The 24,710-nt window shown below is 63.2% G+C and carries 23 protein-coding genes and 1 pseudogene; 23 read left to right on the top strand and 1 reads right to left on the bottom strand.

Translation table 11 applies throughout. The annotated features are described in order from the left end of the window. The 10 genes and pseudogenes from ACYP5B_RS06950 to ACYP5B_RS06995 all read left to right on the top strand — a co-directional run. A pseudogene (locus ACYP5B_RS06950) lies at positions 1-145 on the top strand (ABC transporter ATP-binding protein); the annotation flags it as partial. A gap of 95 nt (positions 146-240) precedes the next feature. After that, on the top strand, positions 241-1,449 hold the full coding sequence (locus tag ACYP5B_RS06955) for an ABC transporter substrate-binding protein (RefSeq protein ID WP_459569091.1): 1,209 nt from the start codon (positions 241-243) through the stop codon (positions 1,447-1,449). Positions 1,450-1,662: 213 nt separating this feature from the next. Beyond that, positions 1,663-2,547, top strand: coding sequence for a branched-chain amino acid ABC transporter permease (locus ACYP5B_RS06960; protein ID WP_043350832.1), 885 nt, complete (start codon positions 1,663-1,665; stop codon positions 2,545-2,547). Next, positions 2,547-3,575: a branched-chain amino acid ABC transporter permease gene (locus ACYP5B_RS06965; protein ID WP_267604806.1), complete on the top strand. Its 1,029-nt coding sequence runs from the start codon at positions 2,547-2,549 to the stop codon at positions 3,573-3,575. Before ACYP5B_RS06960 ends, ACYP5B_RS06965 begins: the two co-directional genes overlap by 1 nt. Before the next feature lie 311 nt (positions 3,576-3,886). Further along, positions 3,887-4,405: a hypothetical protein gene (locus ACYP5B_RS06970; RefSeq protein WP_459569092.1), complete on the top strand. Its 519-nt coding sequence runs from the start codon at positions 3,887-3,889 to the stop codon at positions 4,403-4,405. Positions 4,406-4,478: 73 nt separating this feature from the next. Then, entirely contained in the window at positions 4,479-5,237 is a 759-nt protein-coding gene (locus ACYP5B_RS06975; RefSeq protein WP_459569093.1) for a TSUP family transporter, read from the top strand. Between the two features lie 406 nt (positions 5,238-5,643). Continuing rightward, positions 5,644-6,795: an ABC transporter substrate-binding protein gene (locus ACYP5B_RS06980; RefSeq protein WP_318233563.1), complete on the top strand. Its 1,152-nt coding sequence runs from the start codon at positions 5,644-5,646 to the stop codon at positions 6,793-6,795. Positions 6,796-7,212: 417 nt separating this feature from the next. After that, positions 7,213-8,265, top strand: a complete 1,053-nt coding sequence (locus ACYP5B_RS06985) for a branched-chain amino acid ABC transporter permease (RefSeq protein ID WP_459569095.1) — start codon at positions 7,213-7,215, stop codon at positions 8,263-8,265. 10 nt (positions 8,266-8,275) lie between these two features. After that, positions 8,276-10,063, top strand: a complete 1,788-nt coding sequence (locus tag ACYP5B_RS06990) for a branched-chain amino acid ABC transporter ATP-binding protein/permease (protein WP_459569096.1) — start codon at positions 8,276-8,278, stop codon at positions 10,061-10,063. A gap of 10 nt (positions 10,064-10,073) precedes the next feature. Continuing rightward, complete coding sequence (locus ACYP5B_RS06995; protein WP_267604798.1) at positions 10,074-10,817, top strand: ABC transporter ATP-binding protein; 744 nt, start codon at positions 10,074-10,076, stop codon at positions 10,815-10,817. Positions 10,818-11,080: 263 nt separating this feature from the next. Here ACYP5B_RS06995 and ACYP5B_RS07000 read toward each other — a convergent pair whose 3' ends face one another. After that, positions 11,081-12,025, bottom strand: coding sequence for a LysR substrate-binding domain-containing protein (locus ACYP5B_RS07000; protein WP_459569097.1), 945 nt, complete (start codon positions 12,023-12,025; stop codon positions 11,081-11,083). Positions 12,026-12,152: 127 nt separating this feature from the next. Here ACYP5B_RS07000 and ACYP5B_RS07005 point away from each other — a divergent pair, with 127 nt between their 5' ends. From ACYP5B_RS07005 to atpG, 13 genes are all read left to right on the top strand, one after another. Beyond that, entirely contained in the window at positions 12,153-13,148 is a 996-nt protein-coding gene (locus ACYP5B_RS07005; RefSeq protein ID WP_267604795.1) for a tripartite tricarboxylate transporter substrate binding protein BugE, read from the top strand. A 5-nt stretch (positions 13,149-13,153) separates the two neighbouring features. Beyond that, on the top strand, positions 13,154-14,014 hold the full coding sequence (locus tag ACYP5B_RS07010; protein ID WP_459569098.1) for an N-formylglutamate amidohydrolase: 861 nt from the start codon (positions 13,154-13,156) through the stop codon (positions 14,012-14,014). Between the two features lie 196 nt (positions 14,015-14,210). Next, positions 14,211-16,151, top strand: coding sequence for a tRNA uridine-5-carboxymethylaminomethyl(34) synthesis enzyme MnmG (gene mnmG, locus ACYP5B_RS07015; protein WP_400091681.1), 1,941 nt, complete (start codon positions 14,211-14,213; stop codon positions 16,149-16,151). Continuing rightward, positions 16,152-16,859 (top strand): 16S rRNA (guanine(527)-N(7))-methyltransferase RsmG, encoded by a 708-nt coding sequence (rsmG, locus tag ACYP5B_RS07020; RefSeq protein WP_318233570.1) that lies wholly within the window; start codon positions 16,152-16,154, stop codon positions 16,857-16,859. A 68-nt stretch (positions 16,860-16,927) separates the two neighbouring features. Beyond that, positions 16,928-17,701, top strand: coding sequence for a ParA family protein (locus ACYP5B_RS07025; protein ID WP_400091683.1), 774 nt, complete (start codon positions 16,928-16,930; stop codon positions 17,699-17,701). 52 nt (positions 17,702-17,753) lie between these two features. After that, complete coding sequence (locus ACYP5B_RS07030; RefSeq protein WP_267604789.1) at positions 17,754-18,656, top strand: ParB/RepB/Spo0J family partition protein; 903 nt, start codon at positions 17,754-17,756, stop codon at positions 18,654-18,656. Positions 18,657-19,091: 435 nt separating this feature from the next. Next, positions 19,092-19,592, top strand: a complete 501-nt coding sequence (locus tag ACYP5B_RS07035) for an ATP synthase subunit I (RefSeq protein WP_459569099.1) — start codon at positions 19,092-19,094, stop codon at positions 19,590-19,592. Positions 19,593-19,833: 241 nt separating this feature from the next. Then, complete coding sequence (atpB, locus tag ACYP5B_RS07040; protein WP_459569100.1) at positions 19,834-20,697, top strand: F0F1 ATP synthase subunit A; 864 nt, start codon at positions 19,834-19,836, stop codon at positions 20,695-20,697. A 63-nt stretch (positions 20,698-20,760) separates the two neighbouring features. Further along, positions 20,761-21,027 (top strand): F0F1 ATP synthase subunit C, encoded by a 267-nt coding sequence (atpE, locus tag ACYP5B_RS07045; protein WP_006157246.1) that lies wholly within the window; start codon positions 20,761-20,763, stop codon positions 21,025-21,027. A gap of 99 nt (positions 21,028-21,126) precedes the next feature. Continuing rightward, the gene (locus tag ACYP5B_RS07050) at positions 21,127-21,597 is read left to right on the top strand and encodes a F0F1 ATP synthase subunit B (RefSeq protein WP_043350775.1); all 471 of its coding nucleotides are present in this window, start codon (positions 21,127-21,129) and stop codon (positions 21,595-21,597) included. Positions 21,598-21,599: 2 nt separating this feature from the next. Continuing rightward, positions 21,600-22,139, top strand: a complete 540-nt coding sequence (locus ACYP5B_RS07055) for a F0F1 ATP synthase subunit delta (RefSeq protein WP_459569101.1) — start codon at positions 21,600-21,602, stop codon at positions 22,137-22,139. Between the two features lie 49 nt (positions 22,140-22,188). Beyond that, positions 22,189-23,730 carry a F0F1 ATP synthase subunit alpha gene (atpA, locus tag ACYP5B_RS07060; RefSeq protein WP_459569102.1) on the top strand — a complete coding sequence of 514 codons (1,542 nt, stop codon included), beginning with the start codon at positions 22,189-22,191 and terminating at the stop codon, positions 23,728-23,730. A gap of 74 nt (positions 23,731-23,804) precedes the next feature. After that, entirely contained in the window at positions 23,805-24,680 is an 876-nt protein-coding gene (gene atpG, locus ACYP5B_RS07065) for a F0F1 ATP synthase subunit gamma (RefSeq protein WP_318233575.1), read from the top strand. Positions 24,681-24,710 lie beyond the last annotated feature (30 nt).

Here is a 24,710-nt window from a genome sequence, read left to right on the forward strand (position 1 = left end):
GGTGATGGTGGAGCAGAACTTCCGCTTTGCCGCGCCGCTGGCAGATCGCTTTTATGTGATGGAACACGGCACCATCGTCGAGCGCTTCGCGGCCGCTGAGCTGCAGGCCAAGATGCCGGTGCTGAACGAACTGCTTGGGGTCTGATTCGTATCGGCGCGCGGCGCTGTCATGAATCGCAGGCATTGTTTTAGGGCAGGAACGGGTGGCGTCAGGTGCCGCCGAAACTAAGGAGACAGGCAATGAAGATGACTCGGCTGGCGGTCGCTCTGGCGGCTATCGTAACGGGCGTGGCAATGGGTTCGGCGTCGGCGCAGGTCTCGGGCGATACCGTCAAGATCGGCTACATCACCGACATGTCGGGCTTGTACGCCGACATCGACGGCCCGGGCGGCCTCGAAGCCATCAAGATGGCGATCGAGGACAACGGTGGCAAGGTGCTGGGCAAGCCGATCGAACTGGTTTCGGCCGATCACCAGAACAAGGCTGACATCGCCGCATCGAAGGCACGCGAGTGGATGGACCAGCAGGGCTTGGACGCGCTGATCGGCGGCACTAATTCCGCCACTGGCCTGGCCATGAACAAGGTGGCCTCGGAGAAGAAGAAGGTCTACTTCAATATCGGCGCCGGCTCGGCTCGCCTGACCAACGAAGAGTGCTCGCCGTACACCGTGCACTATGCGTATGACACCGTGGCGCTCGCCAAGGGTACCGGCAGCGCGGTGGTCAAGCAGGGTGGCAAGTCGTGGTTCTTCCTGACCGCCGACTACGCCTTCGGCCACTCGCTGGAGGGCGATACCGCGGCCGTCGTGAAGGCCAACGGCGGCACGGTGGTGGGTTCGGTTCGTCACCCGCTGAACGCTTCCGACTTCTCGTCCTTCCTGCTGCAGGCACAATCGTCCAAGGCACAGATCCTCGGCCTGGCCAATGCCGGCGGCGACACCATCAATTCGATCAAGGCGGCCAAGGAATTCGGCATCACCAAGACGATGAAGATCGCCGGCCTGCTGATGTTCATCAACGACATCCACAGCCTGGGGTTGAAGAACACCGAAGGCCTGCTGATGACCGACAGCTGGTACTGGGACATGAACGACGATACCCGCAAGTTCGCCACGCGCTACTTCGCGAAGATGAAGAAGATGCCGAGCAGCTTGCAGGCCGCCGACTACTCCGCTGCGCATACCTACCTGAAGGCCGTCGAGACAGCCAAGACGGATGACCCGGACAAGGTCATGGCCGAACTGAAGAAGATGAAGATCAACGACTTCTACACCAAGGGCTACATCCGCCAGGACGGCCGCGGCATCCATGACATGTACCTGATGCAGGTGAAGTCGCCGGCCGATTCGAAGAAGCCGTGGGACTACCTGAAGGTGGTGGCCACGATCCCGGGTGAGCAGGCTTTCACCACGGTGGCGGAATCGAAGTGCGCGATGATAAAGAAGTAAGCATGTGAACTGAGTTGCGTTGAGTTGATTGAGGTATGGCGCCCCTGCCCGAGACCGTTGACCGCTGGCTGTTGGCTGTTGGCTGTTGACTGTTGACTGTTAAGTAAGCGGGATCGAGGGCGGGGGCCAGTGTCTTTCTTCGCTTCATTTTGACAGCGCCTGCCTGGCGGGGAACGACCAATCCCGGCTGGTGCGCAAACGGTAACGCCTGCGATGGACATCTTCGGTATTCCTCTGCCCGCCATGCTGTCCCAGTTATTGCTGGGACTGGTCAACGGTGCCTTCTATGCGATGTTGAGCCTTGGCCTTGCGGTCATCTTCGGGCTGCTCAACGTCATCAATTTTGCCCATGGGGCGCTGTTCATGCTCGGCGCGGTCCTGGCCTGGATGGGCATGGAGTACGCCGGGCTCAACTACTGGGTGATGCTGGTGCTGTCGCCGCTGGCGGTGGCGCTGATCGGCATCGTGATCGAGCGCACCATGCTGCGCTGGATCTACAAGCTCGACCATATCTACGGCCTGCTGCTGACGCTGGGCATCACGCTGGTGATCGAAGGCATCTTCCGCTCGATCTACGGGGTGTCGGGGCTGCCGTACTCGGCGCCCGAGGCGCTCAGCGGCGCCACGGATCTCGGCTTCATGATCCTGCCGAACTACCGCGCGTGGGTGGTGGCTGCCTCGCTGGTGGTGTGCTTCTCCACCTGGTACCTGATCGAGAAGACCAAGCTGGGCGCCTACCTGCGCGCCGGCACGGAGAACCCCAAGCTGGTTGAGGCGTTCGGCGTCAACGTGCCGCTGATGGTGACGCTGACCTATGGCTTCGGTGTGGCGCTGGCGGCGTTTGCCGGCGTGCTGGCGGCGCCGGTGATCCAGATCTCGCCGCTGATGGGGCAGAACCTGATCATCATCGTGTTCGCGGTGGTGGTGATCGGCGGGATGGGCTCGATCATGGGCTCGATCCTCACCGGCCTCGGCCTGGGCGTGATCGAGGGCCTGACCAAGGTGTTCTATCCGGAGGCCTCCTCCACGGTCGTGTTCTTCATCATGGTGATCGTGCTGATGCTGCGCCCGGCGGGGCTGTTCGGGAGGGAGAAGTGATGAACCAACCAACCGGCGCGGCAGTGGCCGCGGGGCAGACAAGACAGGGGCGGGGCGTGCAGAAGAAACTGTTGTACGGATTGTTGCTGGCAGCGCTGATCCTGGCGCCGGTGGCCGGGGCGTATCCGGTGTTCGTGCTCAAGGTGCTGTGCTTCGCGCTGTTCGCGTGCGCCTTCAACCTGCTGATCGGCTATACCGGGCTGCTGTCGTTCGGCCATGCGGCCTTCTTCGGCGGCGCGGCCTATACGGCCGGGCATGCGATGAAGGTGTGGGGCGTCACGCCGGAGGTCGGGCTGGTGCTGGGCACGCTGGCGGGCGCCTTGATCGGGTATGTGGTCGGCTACATCGCGATTCGCCGGCAGGGCATCTACTTCTCGATGATCACGCTGGCGCTGGCGCAGATGCTGTTCTTCTTCTGCCTGCAGGTCCCCTACACCGGGGGCGAGGATGGCTTGCAGGGCATTCCGCGTGGCAAGCTGTTCGGGGTGTTGTCCCTAGCCAACGATCTGACGTTGTATTACGTGGCGCTGGCGATCATCGTGGCGGCCTTCGCGCTGATCGTGCGGACCGTGCATTCGCCGTTCGGGCAGATCCTCAAGGCGATCAAGGAAAACGAGCCGCGCACCATTTCGCTGGGCTACGATACGGATCGCTTCAAGCTGATGGTGTTTGTGCTGTCGGCGGCGCTTTCCGGGCTGGCGGGATCGATCAAGGCGCTGGTGCTGGGCTTTGCCACGCTGACCGACGTGCACTGGTCGATGTCGGGCTCGGTGATCCTGATGACGCTGGTGGGCGGCCTGGGCACGCTTTCCGGCCCGCTGGTCGGCGCTTTCGTGGTGGTGGCCCTGGAAAACAAGCTCGGCGACATCGGCAGCTTCCTGGCCTCGACGACGGGCATCGAGTGGTTCAACTCACTGGGCGAATCCGTCACAATGGTGACAGGCGTGATCTTCGTGATCTGCGTGCTGACGTTCCGCCGCGGCATCATGGGCGAGCTTCTTGCGCGCTTTGGGAAGCCCCGGGAGTGATCGTGGGGCGACATGCCCGATTTTGGGGCTAGGGTTTCTTCTAGCTTGCTCGAAACGCACCGCTTCGTTACATTCCATATACGGTTTTCGCAGGTTAAATGGAGGCGGAAGCGAGGAGACGACAGGCGCGCAGTCACTAGGCTGCAGTGTCAATATAAGATAAGGGCGTTGCTGGGTGATCCTCGGCAACGCCTTTTTTAATGCCCGCTTTTTATGCTCGTTTCTGGTGCGTGACGTTTTCGCCATGCGGAATCGCCGATAAATGACACCGACTGCGCATGCGACAATGCGGCCTTGCCATCGGGCCCGCCATGCCTTCAGATTCCCCCTCTCCAATTCCTTCCTCGCCTGAATTCGCCATTCCCCCGGCCTCGATACGCCTGGCCGGTACTGCCGATGCGCAAAGCCTTGGCGCCTGGCTGCAATCACGGCACGCATTGCCCGTGCCGGCGGCGCGTGCCCGGCAGGTGCTGCTGGAGGGGCTGCTTGCCCGGCCTGAGCGTGGGGCCTGTGTGGTGGCACAGGACAGCGCCGGCGCGGATCTGCTCGGTTGCCTGCCCGTTACGCTGATGCCTCACCTCGAACTTGCCGGCCTCGCGGCGCTTGCCACCGAATGGTGGGCAGGTGACGTGCCGGTGGACAGGGGCGCCGCCATGCTGCTGGATTGCTGCGGCCTGCTGGCCGACTGGTGCCGCGCGCACGGCGTGCGCCACCTGTTGCTGGCGCCGGCGCTGCTGGCTGCGCCGCAGGCAGCGGCGGCGGGCTTCGAGCCGCATGCCAGCGGCCTGTGGCATCGCAATTTGTCACCAGCCACCAAGATGCTGGGCTGACGCGTTCAGCGCGCCTGCCGCGCTTGTTTCACCGCCTTTCCTCCGTTTTCTCTTCTTTCGTCTCCCCGCGTCCATGGAATTCGCGTTTCTTGCTGTTGCCGCTTTTCTTGCCGGCTTGATCGATGCTGTCGCCGGCGGTGGTGGCCTGGTGCAGATCCCCGCGCTGTTTTCGGCTTATCCCAATATGCCGCCGGCCACGCTGCTCGGCACCAGCAAGGTGGCGTCGCTGGCGGGTACCACCAATGCGGCGTTGCGCTATGGGCGCAGCGTGCGCATCTACTGGGGCGCGACCTTGCCGACGATGCTGTCGGCCTTTGCCTTCTCGATGGCGGGCGCCTACGCGCTCACGCTGATCCCCGCGGAGCCGCTGCGCAAGTCGCTGCCCTTTATCCTGGTGACCCTGCTGGTCTATACGGTGGCCAAGAAGAGCCTGGGTACCGAGCACGCACCGTCGCTCTCGGGCGCCAAGGAGCGCGCCGCGGCTTTGCTGGCGGGGGCCGTGATCGGCTTTTACGACGGCGTGTTCGGGCCGGGCACCGGCAGTTTCCTGATGATCGTGTTCGTGCGCGTGTTCGGGTACGATTTCCTGCACGCCTCGGCATCGACCAAGGTGGTCAACTTCGCCACCAACCTGGCGGCCTTGCTGCTGCTGGCGGCGAAGGGGCATGTCTGGTGGCAGCTCGGGCTGGTCATGGCCTTGGCCAACGTGGCCGGCAGCCATATCGGCAGCCGCCTCGCGCTCAAGCACGGCAGCGCCTTCGTGCGGCGCGTGTTCATCGTGGTGGTGGCCGGATTGATCGTGAAGACTGCCTGGGATGCGTTCGGCCGATGAGCGTCAAGATGCAGCCGTGTCGCTTGCATGCTGCGATGCGGGTTAATCCCGCTAGCCCGGGGATATGCCTGTTGCTAGACTCGCTACGCATTCCCGACCGAGCGGTCGGTGAATGGGCGGCCGGCGTGGCGCGCCATGGAACTGTTTGGCGAGCCTTGCCGAGCGCCGCCGGGGATCACGCGCAGGACGGGAGATGGGGCAGGGCGGATTCGGATTCGCCCATCGCCCCGTGGTTGCAGGCAGGCGCCGGCGTTGCGCCTGGATACGGGCCTGAAATGCAACGAAAGGGCACCGGCACAATAAGATCCGCCAGGACAAGACAGACCAGAAGACCAGATTGAGGCATCCGACCGGCCGCGAGCCGACACGGATTCCTCTTCCGTTTGCCGCAATGGAGGGAGACACGATGACATTCAAGCGCGCCAGCCTGCTGGCTCTCGCTGCCGCCAGCCTGTGCGCCGGCACCGCCAGCGCACAGGTCAAAGTCGGGGTAACGCTATCGGCCACGGGGCCCGCGGCCTCGCTGGGCATCCCCGAGAAGAACACCATCTCGCTGCTGCCCAAGGAGATCGCTGGCAAGAAGATCGAGTACATCGTGCTCGACGATGCGTCGGACACCACCACCGCGGTCAAGAACACGCGCAAGCTGATCAGCGAAGACAAGGTCGACGTGATCGTGGGCTCGACCGTCACGCCCAACTCGCTGGCCATGGTGGACGTCGTCGCCGAGAACGAGACGCCGATGATCACGCTGGCCGCCTCGGCCCGCATCATCGAGCCGATGGATGCCAAGCGCGCCTGGGTTTTCAAGACGCCGCAGAACGACTCGCACATGGCGACCGCCATTGCCGAGCACATGACCAACCACAACGTGAAGACGGTTGCCTTTATCGGCTTCGCGGATGCCTATGGCGATAGCTGGGCGCAGGAGTTCGCCAAGGTCGGCGAGATGCGCAAGCTCAAGGTGGTGGCAAACGAGCGCTTTGCGCGCACCGACACTTCGGTCACCGGCCAGGTGCTCAAGATGATGGGCAGCAACGCCGACGCGGTCCTGATCGCAGGCTCGGGTACGCCCGCTGCGCTGCCTGCCAAGGCGCTCAAGGAGCGTGGCTGGAAGGGCAAGATCTACCAGACCCATGGTGTGGCCAACGCCGATTTCCTGCGCGTGTGCGGCAAGGATTGCGAAGGTACGTTCCTGCCGGCCGGCCCGCTGCTGGTGGCCGAGCAACTGCCCGATACCAACCCGGTGAAGAAGCCTGCCATCAGCTATAAGACGGCATACGAGAAGGCGTTTGGCGGCCAGGTCTCAACCTTTGGCGGCCATGCCTGGGATGCCGGCCTGCTGTTGCAGCGAGCCATTCCCGAGGCGCTGAAGAAGGGCCAGCCGGGCACCAAGGAGTTCCGCAAGGCGCTGCGCGATGCCATGGAGCAAACCAGGGAGCTGCCGATCTCGCACGGCATCATGAACATGACGCCGACCGACCACCTTGGCCTGGACCAGCGCGCGCGCGTGATGGTGGAGATCGCTGACGGCAAGTGGAAGCTGCAGACCAAGTAGGCGGCAAAGACTGGCTGCATTGATGCAACGAGGGCGCATGGCCAGCCATGCGCCTTTTTTGTTGCGCGCGCCATCCCACGCGGTCCCACGCCACGCCACTGCACTTCTGCGCTACTACAGGCAATCCCGTACTTGACACCGCATCCGCCATGCACGATCTTTAACGTGTTAATTAATTTGGCGTTGGTCCGGGCGAGCGAAACGAGATGACGGTCATGGTGCGCTGCGGATATGCTGCACCCGTCATACACAGAGTTTCCCGCCTCTCGTGCCAAATCACCGATGCGGCACTGCGCAAGCTAAGGGTTCCTCGGGATTTCCGCTATGCGTAAGTTGTTTCATATTTCGTAATTTGTAGTTTCACAAGCTAGCCGGCCTCCCTCCGCCGGCCGGACTCACCAACAATACGAGGAGACAATGGACCTCTCGATCGCCGCCATCCTGGCGCAGGACGGCATCACCTCGGGCGCCATCTATGCGCTGCTCGCGCTAGCCTTGGTGCTGGTGTTCTCGGTGACCCGCGTCATCTTCATTCCGCAAGGGGAGTTCGTCGCCTATGGCGGGCTGACCCTGGCGGCGATCCAGTCCGGCCATGCGCCGCAAAGCAGCTGGCTGCTGCTGGTCATGGGCGTGCTGACCTTTCTGTACGAGACGGTCACCATCCTGCGCAGCGCCGAGCTGCGCCGGACCGCGCCCAGGCGAGTCGCGGTGCTGGCCGGCAAATACCTGCTCTTCCCGCTGGCCGTGCATCTGCTGGCGCAGAACTTCGACGGGCAGTCGATGCCCATGCTGGCGCAGATCGCGCTGACGCTGCTGATCGTGATCCCGCTCGGGCCCATGCTGTATCGCCTGGCCTACCAGCCGCTGGCCGAAGCCAGCACGCTGGTGCTGCTGATCGTCTCGGTGGGCGTGCACTTTGCGCTGGTGGGGTTGGGGCTGGTCATGTTCGGCGCCGAGGGCTCGCGCACCACGCCATTCTCGGAGGCGCGCTTTGAAGTGGGCAGCCTGACCATCTCCGGGCAGAGCCTTTGGGTGGTCGGCGTATCGGCATTGCTGATCGCGGGGCTGTATTTCTACTTCGAACGCACGATTGCCGGCAAGGCGCTGCGTGCCACGGCGGTCAATCGGCTGGGCGCGCGGCTGGTTGGCATCGGCACGACGCAGGCCGGGCGCCTGTCGTTCACGCTTGCCGCGGCAATGGGCGCGCTGTGCGGGATCCTGATCGCGCCGCTGACCACGGTGTACTACGAATCGGGTTTCCTGATCGGCCTGAAAGGCTTCGTCGGCGCGATCGTGGGCGGCCTGGTGAGCTACCCCGTGGCGGCCGCGGGCGCCATCCTGGTGGGGCTGCTCGAGTCCTATTCGTCCTTCTGGGCCAGTGCGTTCAAGGAGGTCATCGTGTTCACCCTGATCCTGCCCGTACTGCTGTGGCGCTCGCTCACCAGCAAGCATGTGGAAGACGAGGAATAACGGACACGCCATGAACACTAACCTCAAGAACCGCATCTTCCTGCTGGCCTTCGCGGTAGTGCTGGCACTGTTGCCGGTGCTGCCCACGCCCGAATTCTGGATCACGCTGGGCAACTACATCGGCCTGTACAGCATCGTCGCCATCGGTCTGGTGCTGCTCACCGGCGTGGGCGGCATGACCTCCTTCGGCCAGGCTGCCTTCGTCGGGTTGGGCGCCTACAGCACGGCCTATCTCACCACGCAGTTCGGGCTGTCGCCCTGGTTTGGCCTGCTGGTCGGGCTGGTGATCACGATGGCCTCGGCCTACGTGATCGGCCTCGTCACCATGCGCATGTCCGGCCACTACCTGCCGCTGGCCACGATCGCCTGGGGCCTGTCGCTGTTCTTCCTGTTCGGCAACCTGGAGTTCCTCGGCAAGTACGATGGCCTCAACGGCATTCCCGTGCTGCACGTGCTCGGCATCGAGCTCGCCTCCGGGCGCTCGATGTTCTACCTGATCTGGGGCGTGGTGCTGGTGTCGGTGATCGCCATGCAGAACCTGCTCAACTCGCGCCCGGGCCGCGCCATCCGCGCGTTGAAGGGCGGCGGCACCATGGCCGAGGCGATGGGCGTGAACACCGCGTGGATGAAGGTGGTGATCTTCGTGGTGGCGGCGATGCTGGCCTGCATCTCGGGCTTCCTCTACGCACATCTGCAGCGCGCGGTGAACCCCACGCCATTTGGGCTGAACTACGGTATCGAGTACCTGTTCATGGCGGTGGTCGGCGGCGTGGGACACGTGTGGGGAGCGGTGCTGGGTGCCGGCATCCTCACCATCCTGAAGGACGTACTGCAGGGCGTGCTGCCCAAGTTGCTGGGCGCCAACGGCAACTTCGAAACCATCGTGTTCGGCGTGCTGATGGTGCTGCTGCTGCAATACGCGCGCGATGGCATCTGGCCGTTTATCAAGAAGCTGTTCCCCAACGGCCCGCCGGTGGTGGCCCCGGCGCAAGCGCCCGCATTACCGTTGCGCGCGAAGCCGCACGCCGGCGAACTGATCCTCGACGTGAAAGCGGCGCGCAAGGAGTTCGGCGGGCTGGTGGCGGTCAACGACGTCAGCTTCCAGGTGCGCGCCGGCGAGATCATCGGCCTGATCGGCCCCAACGGCGCGGGCAAATCCACCACCTTCAACCTCGTCACCGGCGTGCTGCCGGCCACGCGCGGCGAGGTGCTGTACCGCGGCGAGCAGATCTCCGGGCTGCCCTCGCGCGAGATCGTCAAGCGTGGCATCGGCCGCACCTTCCAGCACGTGCATCTGCTGCCCACCATGACCGTGCTGGAGAACGTGGCCATCGGCGCGCACCTGCGCGGCGACTTTGCGCCGCAGGGCGGTGTGACGGCGGCGATCCTGCGCATGAACAAGCACGAGGAAGCGAAGTTGCTGCACGAAGCCGCGCGCCAGCTCGAACGCGTGGGCCTGGCCGACTGCATGTACATGGAAGCCGGCAGCCTCGCGCTGGGCCAGCAACGCATCCTGGAGATCGCGCGCGCGCTGTGCTGCGATCCCGCGCTGCTGTTGCTGGATGAGCCCGCCGCAGGCCTGCGCTACAAGGAAAAGCAGGCGCTGGCCGAGCTGCTGAAGAAGCTCAAGGGCGAGGGCATGAGCGTGCTGCTGGTCGAGCACGACATGGACTTCGTGATGAACCTGACGGACCGCCTGGTGGTGATGGAATTTGGTACGCGCATCGCGCAGGGCGTGCCCGAGGACGTGCAGAAGGACCCGGCGGTGCTCGAGGCCTACCTCGGCGGCGTGGAGTAAGGAAAGAACAATGAGCCTGATCCTGGAAGTAAAGGACCTCCACGTGCGCTACGGCAAGGTCGAAGCCGTGCACGGCGCCAACCTGAAAGTGGAGGCGGGAAAGATCGTCACGGTGATCGGCCCCAACGGCGCGGGCAAGTCCACCATGCTCAACGCCATCATGGGCGCGCTGCCGGTGAGCGGTTCGTCCAACGGCGCGGTGACCTACCTCGGTCACGACCTCGCCGGCCTGCCGGTGGAAGGGCGCGTGGCGCGCGGCATGTGCCTGGTGCCGGAGAAGCGCGAACTGTTCGGCTCGATGAGCGTGGCGGACAACCTGGTGCTGGGCGCCTATCGCCGCAAGCGCGCCGGCGAGAAGAATTTCCTCGACCAGATGGAAGTGGTCTACGGGCTGTTCCCGCGCTTGAAGGAGCGGGCGAAGCAGGATGCCGGCACGCTGTCCGGTGGCGAGCGCCAGATGCTGGCGGTGGGCCGCGCGCTGATGGCCAAGCCGCAACTGCTGATGCTGGATGAACCGAGCCTGGGGCTGGCGCCGCTGATCGTGAAAGAGATCTTTCACATCATCAATGACCTGCGCAAGACGGGCGTGGCGACGCTGCTGATCGAGCAGAACGCGCGGGCGGCGCTGCAGGTGGCGGATTACGGGTACGTGATCGAGACGGGGGATATGGCGATGGAGGGGCCGGCGGCGGAGCTGGCGGCGAATCCGAAGGTGATTGAGACGTATCTGGGGTTGGCGAAGAAGGCGGCTTAGCGCTTCCCGCTTTGTAGAATTCTCTGGATGAATAACGGCGAGCTTTGCTCGCCGTTATTATTTCTGAGATGCATTTTCTAGTGAAGCCAGTTTGTTGGCTTTGGTGGCGGTTGGATAGCGCAGCGGTTGGTACGCTTTCAATTCATGATATGAATATATCTATCCAGGTATATCGGGTTGGTATTCCTAATATGGATGTTATGATTGCCGGGAAGTAAAAAGAATGCGCCTAATGGATGTAAGTTGGCAAATGAAGCACATTTCTATTTGTCCCATGAATTTTCCGAATTGAGTTCGAGCACATCCGGGTCCTGTGCCGCCACGCCTAGCAACCATGCCCGAAATTGCGCAAACGCCGGATGGTCCCGCCGCTCCCGCGGCGCGCACAGGAAGTAGCCACGCGTCAGCCGGATCGGCAGATCAAACGGCGCCACCACGCGGCCCGCGGCGATCTCATCGCGTACCAGGCAGCGCTGCAATACCGCCACGCCCATATCCGCCTTGACCGCCTGCACCAGGATCGAGACCTGGTCGAAGCCTTTCGAGAGCGTTGGCGCAGCACTGGGTACGCCCGCGGCCCACAGCCAGTGCTGCCAGTTTGCCGGCGCGGTAGTGTGATAGAGCAGGGGCTCATCGAGCAGTTCGGCGGGCTCGGACCAGCGGCCTGCCTCAAGGCGCGCGCGGGCGCGCTCGGGGTGGCAGATGGGCACCATCTCGCTGCCGATCACGTAGTCGCATTGCAGGCCGGGCCAGCGGTCCGGGGTGCCGGGCAGGATGGCGGCATCGGGCGCGGGGCCTGAGAAGTCCTCGTCGCGCCGGTAGGGCACAAAGTCCAGGCGGACGTCGGGGTAGCGGCGGTGGAAATCCGGCAGCCTTGGCACCAGCCATACGCTGGCCAGCGTGGGCACGGCCGATAGCGTCAGGTGGTGCTGGCGGTCACGGGCGAGGAGGGCGGCGCTGGCGTTTTCAATGGCTGCCAGCGGGCCGGCCACGGCCTCCAGCAGTTGCTTGCCGGCATCGGTCAGCGTCAGGCGATGCGCATTGCGCTGGAGCAGGGGCTGGCCAAAGTGCGATTCGAGCCGGGCAATGGCACGGCTGATCGCGCCCTGGGTCACGCACAGGTCCTCGGCCGCGCGCGTGAAACTGCCCAGCCGCGCGGCGGCGGCAAAGGCATGCAGTTCGGACATCGAGGGTGAGCGTAGCCGCATGAGGTGGGGGAGGGTGGGCCGAGAATGCACTTTGGTAATGCAACCGTGCAATATAGTCGTTTGTGCGGACTCGGTAAACTCCCGACACTTGGCGAGCCAACTCATAGAAATCCAAGGAGAAGTCCGCATGATCCGAGCCCAACTGCCGCGCCGGCATTTTGTCCTGTCTTGCCTGGCGGCATGCGCCAGCCTTGCCGCAGCCGGCGGCGCGCTGGCGCAGGCCAACTATCCGAACAAGCCGATTCGCCTGATCGTGCCCTTTGCCGCGGGCGGCTCTACCGATTTGTCGGCACGCCTGGTTGCGGAGTTCGGCGGGCGCGAGCTGGGCCAGTCCATCGTGGTGGAGAACAAGGGTGGCGCCGGTGGCTCGCTGGGCATGGAGCAGGTCGCGCGCGCGGCGCCGGACGGCTACACCATCGGCATGGCGACGGTCAGCACGCATGGCTCCAACCCGGCCGTGTACCCCAAGCTGAACTACGATCCGATCAAGGATTTCGCGCCGGTCACCAACGTGGTCGCCATCCCGAGCGTGTTCGCGGTGCATCCCAGCGTGCCGGCCAAGACCATGCAGGAGTTCGTCGCGCTGGTCCGTGCCAACCCCGGCAAGTACAGCTTCGCCTCTCCCGGCGCTGGCTCGCTAGGCCATGTGAATATCGAGAACTTCATGATGCTGGCCAAGATCGACATGCTGCACGTGCCGTACAAGGGCGCCGGCCTGGCGCTCAACGATGCAGTGGCAGGGCAGGTCAATGCCATCACCGACAACCTGTCGTCCACGCTGCCCCACGTGAAATCGGGCCGGCTGCGGGCGCTGGCCGTGCTGGGCGCCACCCGTTCGCCGCAGCTTCCCAACGTGCCGACTTACGCGGAACTGGGCTACAAGGAGATGGGCGATGGCGGTTGGTTCGGCATAGTCGCGCCCGCCGGCACGCCGCCAGCCGTCGTCGCCAAGCTCAACAGCGCTATCCACAAGGCGATGCTGAACCCCGAGTTCAAGCGCAAGGTGGAGGAGTCGGGCGGCACGCTGGTGCCGACCACGCCGGACGGCTTCAAGGTGCAGATCCAGCAGGCGATGGCGCGCTATGCACGCGTGGCCAAGGCCGCCAATATCAAGCTGGACTGACGGCCATGAGCGACAACTTCGAGCCCTTCGTCCACTTCGCGCCCCTGGCCCAGACGCTGCCGCTGGTGTGCGACTCGCCGCATAGCGGCACACAATACCCGCAGGATTTCCGGGCAGCCGTCCCAGCGCAGCGCCTGCGCGGCGGCGAGGACACCCACGTGGAAGCGCTGTGGGAAGCCGTGCCCCGGTCTGGCGGCACGTTGATTGCCGCCAATTTCCCGCGTGTCTACATCGATCCCAACCGTACGCTGGACGATCTCGATCCCAGCCTGCTGGACGGCACCTGGCCCGAGCCGCTGGCCCCAGGCGAGAAAACGCGGTTGGGGTATGGGCTGATCTGGCGCAACATCGATGCCGCCACGCCCATCTATGACCGCAAACTCTCGCTGGAAGAGGTACGCAACCGGATCGATCGCTACTACCGCCCGTACCACCAGGCGCTGTCAGGCGCGGTCGAGGAAACGTATCGGCGCTTCGGCGCGGTCTGGCATCTCAACCTGCACTCGATGCCCAACAACGCTTACGAGCGGTTGAAGATCCAGATCGCCCATCCGCTGGCCGACTTTGTGCTGGGCGACCGGGATGGCACGACCTGCGAGCCTGCCTTTGTCGATTTGGTGGATGCTGAATTGCGTTCGCTCGGCTACACCGTGGCGCGCAATGATCCGTACAAGGGCGTGCAACTGATCGCACAAATCGGTCGCCCTGCCGAACGGCGCAACAGCCTGCAGATCGAGATTCGGCGCCCGCTGTACATGGACGAAGTGACGCGCGAGCGCAATGCAGGGTTCGACCAGCTTCAGGCCGATCTGGGGCGGTTGATCGAGCGCATCGCTGTCTACCTGGAAGAGCAGGGCAGGGGATGAGGCGTAGGAGCCGATCAAGGTAGCGACCAAGCCGGGCCATTGCGCCCGGCTTTTTTGTTTCACGTGGAACACACCCAGGTTATTCATGCAGCATGTTTCACGTGAAACATGCTGCGGCCCAGGGAAGCTCCGGAGATTGCCGTTATAATTCGGCATCCCGATTTATTTCCGCTAGCCTCCCGGAGGAGGTGCCTCCATGCTTTACCCAAAAGAATTCGATGTCATTGTTGTCGGTGGCGGCCACGCCGGCACTGAAGCTGCACTCGCTGCTGCGCGTATGGGCTGCCAGACGCTGCTGCTGAGCCACAACATCGAGACCCTTGGCCAGATGAGCTGCAATCCGTCCATCGGCGGCATTGGCAAGGGCCATCTCGTCAAGGAGGTGGATGCAATGGGCGGCGCCATGGCGGCGGCCACGGATGAGTCGGGGATCCAGTTTCGTATCCTGAATTCCAGCAAGGGTCCGGCCGTACGTGCCACCCGCGCTCAGGCGGACCGCGTGCTGTATCGCAAGGCGATTCGCACGCGGCTCGAAAACCAGCCCAACCTGATGCTGTTCCAGCAGGCCGTGGATGACCTGGTGGTGGAGGGCGACCGCGTGGTCGGTGCCGTCACGCAGGTTGGCATCACCTTTCGCGCACGCGCCGTGGTACTGACCGCTGGTACCTTCCTCGACGGGAAGATCCACGTGGGGCTGGATAACTACACTGGCGGCCGTGCGGGTGACCCTGCCTCGGTATCGCTTTCGGCGCGCCTGAAGGAGCTCAAGCTGCCGCAGGGCCGCCTGAAGACGGGTACGCCGCCGCGTATCGACGGACGCACCATCGATTTCTCCGTGATGGACGAGCAGCCTGGCGATCTCGATCCGGTGCCGGTGTTCTCCTTCCTGGGGCGTGCCGAACAGCACCCGCAGCAACTGCCGTGCTGGATCACGCATACCAATAGCCAGACCCACGACATCATCCGTGGCGGCCTGGATCGTTCGCCGATGTACACCGGCGTGATCGAAGGGGTAGGGCCGCGTTACTGCCCCAGCATCGAGGACAAGATCCATCGTTTTGCCAGCAAGGACAGCCACCAGATCTTCCTGGAACCGGAAGGACTGACCACCAACGAGTTTTACCCCAACGGCATCTCGACCAGCCTGCCGTTCGACGTGCAACTTGCCCTGGTGCACTCGATCCGTGGCATGGAGAACGCGCACATCCTGCGTCCCGGCTATGCCATTGAGTACGATTACTTCGATCCGCGTGCCCTGAAGGCCTCGCTGGAGTCCAAGGCCATCAGCGGCCTGTTCTTCGCCGGCCAGATCAACGGCACCACCGGCTACGAAGAAGCTGCGGCCCAGGGCCTGCTGGCTGGCATCAACGCGGGGTGCTTCGTGCGGGAGCGCGACGCCTGGACTCCCCGGCGAGACCAGGCCTATCTTGGGGTTCTGGTCGACGACCTGATCACCCGCGGGGTCTCGGAACCGTACCGAATGTTCACCAGCCGTGCTGAGTTCCGATTGAGCCTGCGTGAAGATAATGCCGATATGCGACTGACCGAGGCAGGCCGGGAGCTTGGCGTGGTCGATGATGTGCGCTGGGATGCCTTTAACCGGAAGCGCGATGCTGTTTCACGTGAAACAGAGCGACTGAAGGGAACTTGGGTCAATCCGAGCATCCTGCCGGAAGCCGACGCCGTGCCGCTGCTGGGCAAGGCGATCGAGCGCGAGTACAACCTCGCCGATCTGCTGCGCCGTCCTGCTGTCACCTACGAAGCGCTGATGGCATTGCAAGGTGGCAAGTTCGCACCCGCCCAGGCACTCGATGCCGACCCGCTGCTGGTCGGGCAGATTCGCGAGCAGATCGAGATCGGCATCAAGTACCACGGCTACATCGCCCGGCAAGCCGCAGAGGTGGATAAGCTGGAAGCCAACGAATCCACCCGCCTGCCTGAGGACTTCGACTACACGGAAGTGCGCGGCCTTGGCATCGAGGTGGGCCAGAAGCTGAATCAGCACCGGCCCGAGACCCTCGGCCAGGCGTCGCGTATTTCCGGCGTGACGCCGGCCGCGATTTCGCTGCTGCTGGTCCATCTGAAAAAGAAGGGCATGGGGCGTACCAAGTCCGACCCTAGCCAAGAGGCCGCCTGAGTGAGGAACCAACGTTACGCGGCCGTGGATGATGCCGATCAGCGCCGTCGCCTGGAGGCCGGCTTGTCCGCCATTGGCCTGGCGGTCTCCGCGAGCCAGATCGATCAGTTGTTTGCCTACCTGGCACTGCTGCGCAAATGGAACGCCATCTATAACCTGACCGCCATCCGTCATCCCGACGAGATGCTGACCCACCACATGCTCGACTCGCTGGCCGCCGTGCCGGCGCTGGCGGAAGCGGCACGCGCCGCAGGGGTGGAGGAGGGCGCGCGCGGCCGGGTGCTGGATGTGGGTTCTGGCGGTGGCATGCCGGGCCTGCCGCTGGCCATCGCTTGCCCCGACCTGTCGGTGCTGATGGTCGACATCGTGCAAAAGAAAACCGCCTTCCTGACGCAGTGCCGGGCGCAGCTCGGGCTGTCCAACGCCGCCGCCCATTGGGGGCCGGTGGAGAAGCTGGAAGACGACAAGGGGTATGCAGTCATCACGTCGCGTGCGTTTGCCGAGCTGAGCGATTTCGTTTCGCTCGCCGGCCACCTGCTGGCGCCGGGCGGCAAGCTGATTGCAATGAAGGGCGTTTATCCTCAGCCCGAACTCGATCGCATGGAAGCGGCCGGGTTGATGGCCGGGTGGCAGGTCGAGGCGATACCGCGCCTGACCGTGCCGGAGCTGGACGCAGAACGTCACCTGGTGGTGCTGTCGCGCCGCTGACCCGGCCGGTGGTTGTCGCCGGCGCCCACCCCCGGCAGGTAGAAATCAAGCAGGAGCAGCAGGAGCATATGGCCAAGGTATTCGTGATCGCAAACCAGAAGGGCGGCGTCGGCAAGACCACCACCACGGTGAACCTTGCCGCAGGCCTCGCGGCACAGGACCAGCGTGTGTTGCTGATCGACCTGGATCCCCAGGGCAATGCCTCGATGGGTTCCGGCATCGACAAGCAGTCGCTCGAGCACAGCATCTACCAGGTGCTGGTTGGCTTGTCGACGGTGAGCCAGGCACGCCAGCATTCCGAGTCCGGCAAGTACGACGTGCTGCCCGCCAACCGCGAGCTGGCCGGCGCGGAAGTGGAGCTGGTCGAGCTGGACCAGCGTGAGAAACGTCTCAAGAACGCCATTGCCGAGGTCGATGCCGAATACGATTTCGTGCTGATCGACTGCCCGCCGTCGCTCTCGCTGCTGACCCTCAACGGCCTGTGCGCGGCCCACGGCGTGATCGTGCCGATGCAGTGCGAGTACTTCGCGCTGGAAGGGCTGTCCGATCTCGTCAATACCATCAAGCAGGTGCACGCCAACCTCAATCGCGACCTGAAGGTGATTGGCTTGCTGCGTGTGATGTTTGACCCACGTGTCACCTTGCAGCAACAGGTGTCGGCCCAACTCGAGTCGCATTTTGGCGACAAAGTGTTCAAGACCGTCATCCCGCGCAATGTGCGGCTGGCAGAGGCGCCGTCGTACGGCGTGCCGGGCGTGGCATTCGATCCGTCGTCAAAGGGGGCCAAGGCCTACCTGGATTTCGGCGCCGAGATGATCGCACGCGTCAAGCAACTCGACTGAGCACCGGGTTGAGAGTCACCGGGTTGAGAGTCACCGAATACAGGATACCGAGATGAGCACCGCGAAGAAGAAGGGCCTGGGCCGCGGACTGGAAGCACTGCTGGGTGGTCCGGCCGAGATTGTCGATGCCGTCAAGCAGGAGGGCGCGCCCTCCGTGCTGCGCCTGGACCAGCTCCAGCCCGGCAAATACCAGCCGCGCACGCGCATGGACGAAGGCGCGCTGCAGGAGTTGGCCGCGAGCATCCGCGCCCAAGGGCTGATGCAGCCGATCCTGGTGCGCCGCGTTGCCGAGCCGGACCGCTACGAGATCATTGCCGGTGAGCGCCGCTTCCGCGCATCCAGGATCGCAGGGCTCGAAGAGGTGCCGGTGCTGGTCAAGGACGTGGCCGACGAAGCCGCGGCCGCGATGGCGCTGATCGAGAATATCCAGCGTGAAGACCTCAACCCGCTGGAAGAAGCGCAAGGCATCATGCGCCTGGTGCGCGAATTCAATTTCACGCACGAGCAGGCGGCGGAATCGGTAGGGCGCTCGCGCAGTGCGGTGTCCAACCTGCTGCGTCTCTTGAACCTGGCCCAGCCGGTCCAGACCATGCTGATGGCGGGCGATCTCGACATGGGCCACGCCCGTGCGCTGCTCTCCGCCGACGGCGCCAACCAGATCACGCTCGCCAATCAGATCGTCAACAAACGTTTATCGGTGCGCGAGACCGAAAAGCTGGTAGCCTCCACCCTCAAGCCCTTTGACCTCAGGTTGCAGAAGCCGAACAACGGCGCGCCGGCGCGCGACGTGACCCGCCTGGAGGAAGAACTATCCGACGCGCTTGGCCTGCCGGTGCAGATCAAGCTGGGCGTGCGGGGCAAAGGCCAGCTCACCATTCACTTCACCAGCAATGATGCGCTCGACGGTGTGCTGACACGCCTGCGCGAGCCCGGCGAAAGCCAGTCACCCGCCTGAGCGGGATTTCCCAAAAATAGTGCGCGATTAACGGTCGGTGCGGCTGTGCCACGGCTTGGTGCAATTTGGTGCCGGCCGGTTTTGGCTTGGCGCGCGCACGCCTGTGTAAGGTCTGTGCAAGGCCGATAAACGACCATGGTGCGCCGCTAGCCCAAGGCAGCTCAATTACCTGGCGCGTTATTGGTATGCGTCGGCTGCGCGCGCACTATGGGTTCGTGGCGATTGCAAGCGAAATGCGGACTGTTGCAAGGTGTCTGTAAGCAGATTGACTCGCATGGTGCATTCCTCGTAAAATCGTGCGGTTTGAATTCCGGCCGGTCCAGAAAAGTTCCGGGGCGGATTAAGCGATAAGCAAAGAGTAAGTAACGAGTAAGTAAAGCGATAAGCCGAGCGGGAAGCAAAACGACGCAAAGCGATAAGCAAAGGCAAGAGCAGGTGGTTTCAGATCGTCAGGATGCTGGTCAGAAGAAAGACCGGCAGGCGCGTGATGCCTGGGAAGATGAGGCAGAACGCGAAGAAGAGGCGGTCGATCCGCTGTCGCGCGTCGAGGCGGAAACGCTGTTCGGCGAGCGCGCGCTGCGCCCTTCGCGCATGACGCCCGGCAGGGTCGTGCTGGCGCAGGTTGCGGTTACTTTGTTGTCGGCCATTGCCTGGCGACTGTTTGCTGGCGGCAACGCCGGCGCGGCGGGTTGGTCGGCACTATTCGGTGGCGCGGTGTGTTTCGTGCCCAGCGGTTTCTTCGCGCTGCGACTCTGGATGGCGCGCGAGCGTCCCTCGATCAGCGGACTGGTGGTCGGCGAGGCGATCAAGGTGTTTGCCACCGCCGGACTGTTCGTCCTGGTAGTGGTGCTGTACAGCGAGTTGCACTGGGTACCGATGCTGGTCACGTTCGTGCTTGCGCTCAAGACTTATTGGGTCGCGCTGGCGATTCGCTGAGGGTGTGCCCCAGGGCAGGCCAGGCGCGGTAGGTCGGATAAGTGTGCTTCTCGTCGAAGTGGGGCACGAAAACAGAATATCAAGATTTTTTTGCGTGGCGCGTCACACCAGTGAAGCGCGGCGTGGATAAGGTTCAAACGAGCTTGCCCGCGGTGACCAGCAGAGTGTGCTGCAGGCGGTGCAAGAAGCGTACCGGCAAGATGCCGGCAACTGGTTTCGCAATATTACGGTTCGTTTCGACATGTCAGCTGCTCAAGGCGCCGAACAGGCCCTCACCCCCTCCGGCTATATCGCCGAACACTTGCAGAACCTCAACACGGTTGGTGGCAAGCAAGCCGCCGTCGTTGACTTCAGCGTCCTCAACTATGACACCGTATTCTGGTCGGTGCTGTGCGGTGCCATCGCCGTGATTTTCCTGTTCGCTGCCGCTCGCCGCGCGACCGCCGGCGTGCCGGGCCGCTTCCAGGCTTTCGTGGAAATGATCGTCGAGATGGTCGACGACCAAGCAAAGGGCATCATCCACGGCGACCGCTCTTTCATCGCCCCGCTGGCACTGATGGTGTTCTGCTGGATCACCGTGATGAATGCCATCGACTTGATCCCGGTCGACTGGGTCACCGGCCTGAACGGCCTGCTGGGCATCTTCCACATCCATCTGCCGCACCACCGCGCGGTTGCCACGGCCGACCTGAACGGTACGCTGGGCATGTCGTGCGCCGTGCTGGTGCTGATGATCTATTACAGCTTCAAGATCAAGGGCGCGGGCGGTTTCGTCCACGAACTGCTGTCGGCCCCGTTCGGCGCCAAGTGGTACCTGGCCCCGTTCAACCTGATCCTGAACCTGATTGAATTCCTGGCCAAGGCGGTTTCGCTGGGCATGCGGTTGTTCGGCAACATGTACGCCGGCGAACTGGTGTTCCTGCTGATCGCGCTGCTGGGTTCCATCTGGACGTTCGGTGCGGATCTCTCCGCGCTGGGCTTCGTCGGTCATGTGCTGGCCGGTACGGTATGGGCGATCTTCCACATCCTGATCGTTCTGCTCCAGGCTTTCATTTTCATGATGCTGACGCTGGTGTACATCGGCCAGGCACACGATCACCACTGATTTTTAGATTTTCGGTTTTTCGGTTTTTTGGTTCTAAGTCTCTTCTCAATTAAAGGAGTAGTCATGCAAGCATATCTCGCCAACATCCAGGGTCTGACCGCCATCGGTATCGGCATCATCATCGGTCTGGGCGCAATCGGCGCCTGCCTGGGTATCGCCCTGATGGGTGGCAAGTACATCGAAGCGTGCGCACGTCAGCCTGAACTGATGAACCCGCTGCAAACCAAGATGTTCCTGCTGGCTGGCCTGATCGATGCAGCATTCCTGATCGGCGTGGGCGTTGCAATGCTGTTCGCATTCGCCAACCCGCTGCTGGCTGTCATCAAGTAATTCTTTTCGGTCTGCATGATGCTGACGGGCGGCGCGGGCCACTTAGCCTGGCCGCCCTTGCGCATTTATCTGTAGTTTGATTACCGAAAGGAACACACCATGAATCTGAACGCAACGTTTTTTGCGCAGATGGTCGTGTTCTTCATCCTGTGGTGGGTAGTTGCCAAATTCATTTGGCCGCCGCTGGTGAAGGCGCTCGACGAACGCGCAAAGAAGATCGCCGATGGCCTCGCCGCCGCCGAAAAAGGCAAGGCTGAGCTCGAACTCGCCAACAAGCGTGTGGACCAGGCCCTGGCCGAAGCCCGCACCGAAGGTGCTCAACGCGTCGCCGACGCCGAAAAGCGCGCTCAGCTGACCGCTGACGAGATCAAGCAAAACGCCCAGGCGGAAGCCGCACGCATCATTGCCCAGGCCAAGGCCGAAGCCGAACAGCAGGTTACCCGCGCGCGCGAGCAATTGCGCGACCAGGTCGCCGTGCTGGCCGTCAAGGGTGCCGAGCAGATCCTCAAGCGCGAAGTGAACGCGCAGGTCCACGCGGATCTGCTCAATCAACTCAAGGCTGAGCTCTAATCATGGCTGAAACCGCAACCATTGCCCGTCCCTACGCCGAGGCGCTGTTCCGCGTCGCGACCGAATCGAGCGGCAATCTGGATGCATGGTCCGAGCTGGTGTCGGAAATGGGGCACGTTGCCGCCAATCCCGACATGAAGGCGGTGGCTGGCGATCCGAACATGCACGGCGACAAGCTGAGCGCACTGTTCCTGTCGGCCCTGAAGTCTCCGGTCAACGACGAAGCCAAGCGCTTCGTCAGCCTGCTGGTGGCTAACCACCGCCTGTCGGTATTGCCGGAAATCGCCGAGCAGTTCCATGCGCTCAAGAACGACCGTGAAGGGTCGGCTGATGTCGAGATCACGAGTGCCTTCCCCCTTGAGGGCGCAAGCCTGACCGACCTCGTCGCCGCGCTCGAACGCAAGTTCGGCCGCAAGCTGCAGCCTTCGGTTGCGGTGGACCCGTCGCTGATTGGCGGCGTGCGCGTCAAGGTCGGCGACGAAGTGCTCGACACCTCCGTGCGTGCGCGCCTGGCAGCAATGCAAGTGGCGCTGACCGCATGATGCGCGAGAAGCGCACCAGCCGACGGATTGAAGAATTAGGAGCATTGTGATGCAACTGAACCCCTCAGAAATCAGCGAGCTGATCAAGTCCCGCATCTCGGGTCTTGGCGCCGCCGCTGAAGTGCGCAACACCGGCACGGTAATCTCCGTGACCGATGGTATCTGCCGCGTGCACGGCCTGTCCGGCGTGATGCAGGGCGAGATGCTGGAATTTCCCGGCAACACGTTCGGTCTCGCACTGAACCTCGAGCGCGACTCTGTCGGCGCCGTGGTGCTGGGCGAGTATGAACACATTTCGGAAGGCGACCCGGTCAAGTGCACCGGCCGCATTCTGGAAGTGCCGGTTGGCAAGGAACTGCTGGGCCGCGTGGTCAACACGCTGGGTCAGCCGATCGACGGCAAGGGCCCGATCAACGCCAAAGAAACCGACGTGATCGAAAAGGTTGCCCCTGGCGTGATCGCACGTCAGTCGGTGAGCCAGCCGGTGCAGACCGGCCTGAAGTCGATCGACGCGATGGTGCCGATCGGCCGTGGCCAGCGCGAGCTGATCATTGGCGACCGCCAGACCGGCAAGACCGCCGTCGCTGTCGACGCCATCATCAACCAGAAGGGCAAGGGCGTTTTCTGCGTCTACGTGGCAATCGGTCAGAAGGCTTCGACCGTGAACAACGTGGTGCGCAAGCTCGAAGAACTGGGCGCGATGGAATACACCATCGTCGTCGCAGCCACGGCTTCGGACTCCGCCGCCATGCAGTACCTGGCTGCCTACGCCGGTTGCACGATGGGCGAGTACTTCCGCGACCGCGGCGAAGACGCGCTGATCGTCTATGACGACCTGACCAAGCAAGCCTGGGCCTACCGCCAGGTGTCGCTGCTGCTGCGCCGCCCGCCGGGCCGCGAAGCCTACCCCGGCGACGTGTTCTACCTGCACTCGCGTCTGCTCGAGCGCGCAGCCCGCGTGAACGCCGACTACGTCGAGAAGTTCACCAAGGGCGCCGTGACCGGCAAGACCGGCTCGCTGACCGCGCTGCCCGTGATCGAAACGCAGGCTGGCGACGTGTCCGCTTTCGTGCCGACCAACGTGATCTCGATCACCGACGGCCAGATCTTCCTGGAAACCGACCTGTTCAACGCTGGTATCCGCCCCGCAATCAACGCCGGTATCTCGGTGTCGCGCGTTGGTGGTGCCGCCCAGACCAAGGTCATCAAGAAGCTGTCCGGCGGTATCCGTACCGACCTGGCCCAGTACCGTGAACTGGCTGCGTTCGCGCAGTTCGCTTCCGACCTGGACGATGCCACCCGCAAGCAGCTGGAGCGCGGCCGCCGCGTGACGGAACTGCTCAAGCAGGCTCAATACCTGCCGCTGCAGGTGTGGCAGCTGGCCGCGTCGCTGTACGCAGCCAATAACGGCTTCCTCGACAACGTGGAAGTGAAGGACATTCTCCCGTTCGAGAAGGGCCTGCACGACCATCTGAAGACCAAGTACGCCGACCTCATCAACCGCATCGAAGATACCAAGGATCTTTCGAAGGAAGATGAAGCCACGCTGCGTGCCGCGATCGAGGATTTCAAGAAGTCCGCCGCGTTCTAACCGCGCAATTCCACGAAACTGCGCCGGTGCCGTTGCCATGACGGCGCCGGGGCAGCACGAATGGAGAGGAAGATATGGCCGGAACGAAAGAAATTCGAACCAAGATCAAGAGCGTGCAAAACACGCGCAAGATCACCAAGGCGATGGAGATGGTCGCCGCGTCCAAGATGCGCAAGGCGCAGGAACGGATGCGTAACGCCCGTCCTTACGCCGAGAAAGTGCGCAATATCGCGGCGCATCTGGCTGAAGCCAACCCCGAGTTCAAGCACCCCTTCATGGTGGCACGCGAAGTCAAGCGCGCCGGCATGATCGTGGTGACGACCGACAAGGGGCTGTGCGGCGGCATGAACACGAACGTGCTGCGCGCGGTGACCAATGAACTGCGTGAGCTGCAAGGCCGCGGCGTGCAGGTGCAAAGCACCGCCATTGGCTCCAAGGGCATGCAGTTCCTGGGCCGCATCGGCGCCAAGGTGGTTTCGCACGTGGTGCACCTCGGTGACACCCCGCATCTGGAAAAACTGATCGGTGCGATCAAGGTCCAGCTCGACGCCTTCACCAATGGTGAGGTGGACGCTGTGTACCTGGCTTACACCAAGTTCATCAATACGATGAAGCAGGAGCCGATGGTGGAGCAGCTGCTGCCGCTCCCCGCCGACAAGTTTGCCCAGACCGAAGATGAAAAGCGCGCCTACTCGTGGGATTACATCTACGAGCCCGACGCACAGACCGTAGTGGAAGAACTGTTGGTCCGCTACGTCGAAGCGCTGGTGTACCAGGCCGTGGCCGAGAACATGGCGTCCGAGCAGTCGGCGCGCATGGTGGCCATGAAGGCGGCATCCGACAATGCCAAGAACGTGATCGGCGAACTGCAACTGGTCTACAACAAGACCCGTCAGGCAGCGATCACCAAGGAACTGTCGGAAATCGTCAGCGGTGCGGCAGCCGTCTAAGGCGTCAAGTATTCAAGCTATCGGAGATAC

It is taken from the genome of Cupriavidus sp. 8B, assembly GCF_054589115.1.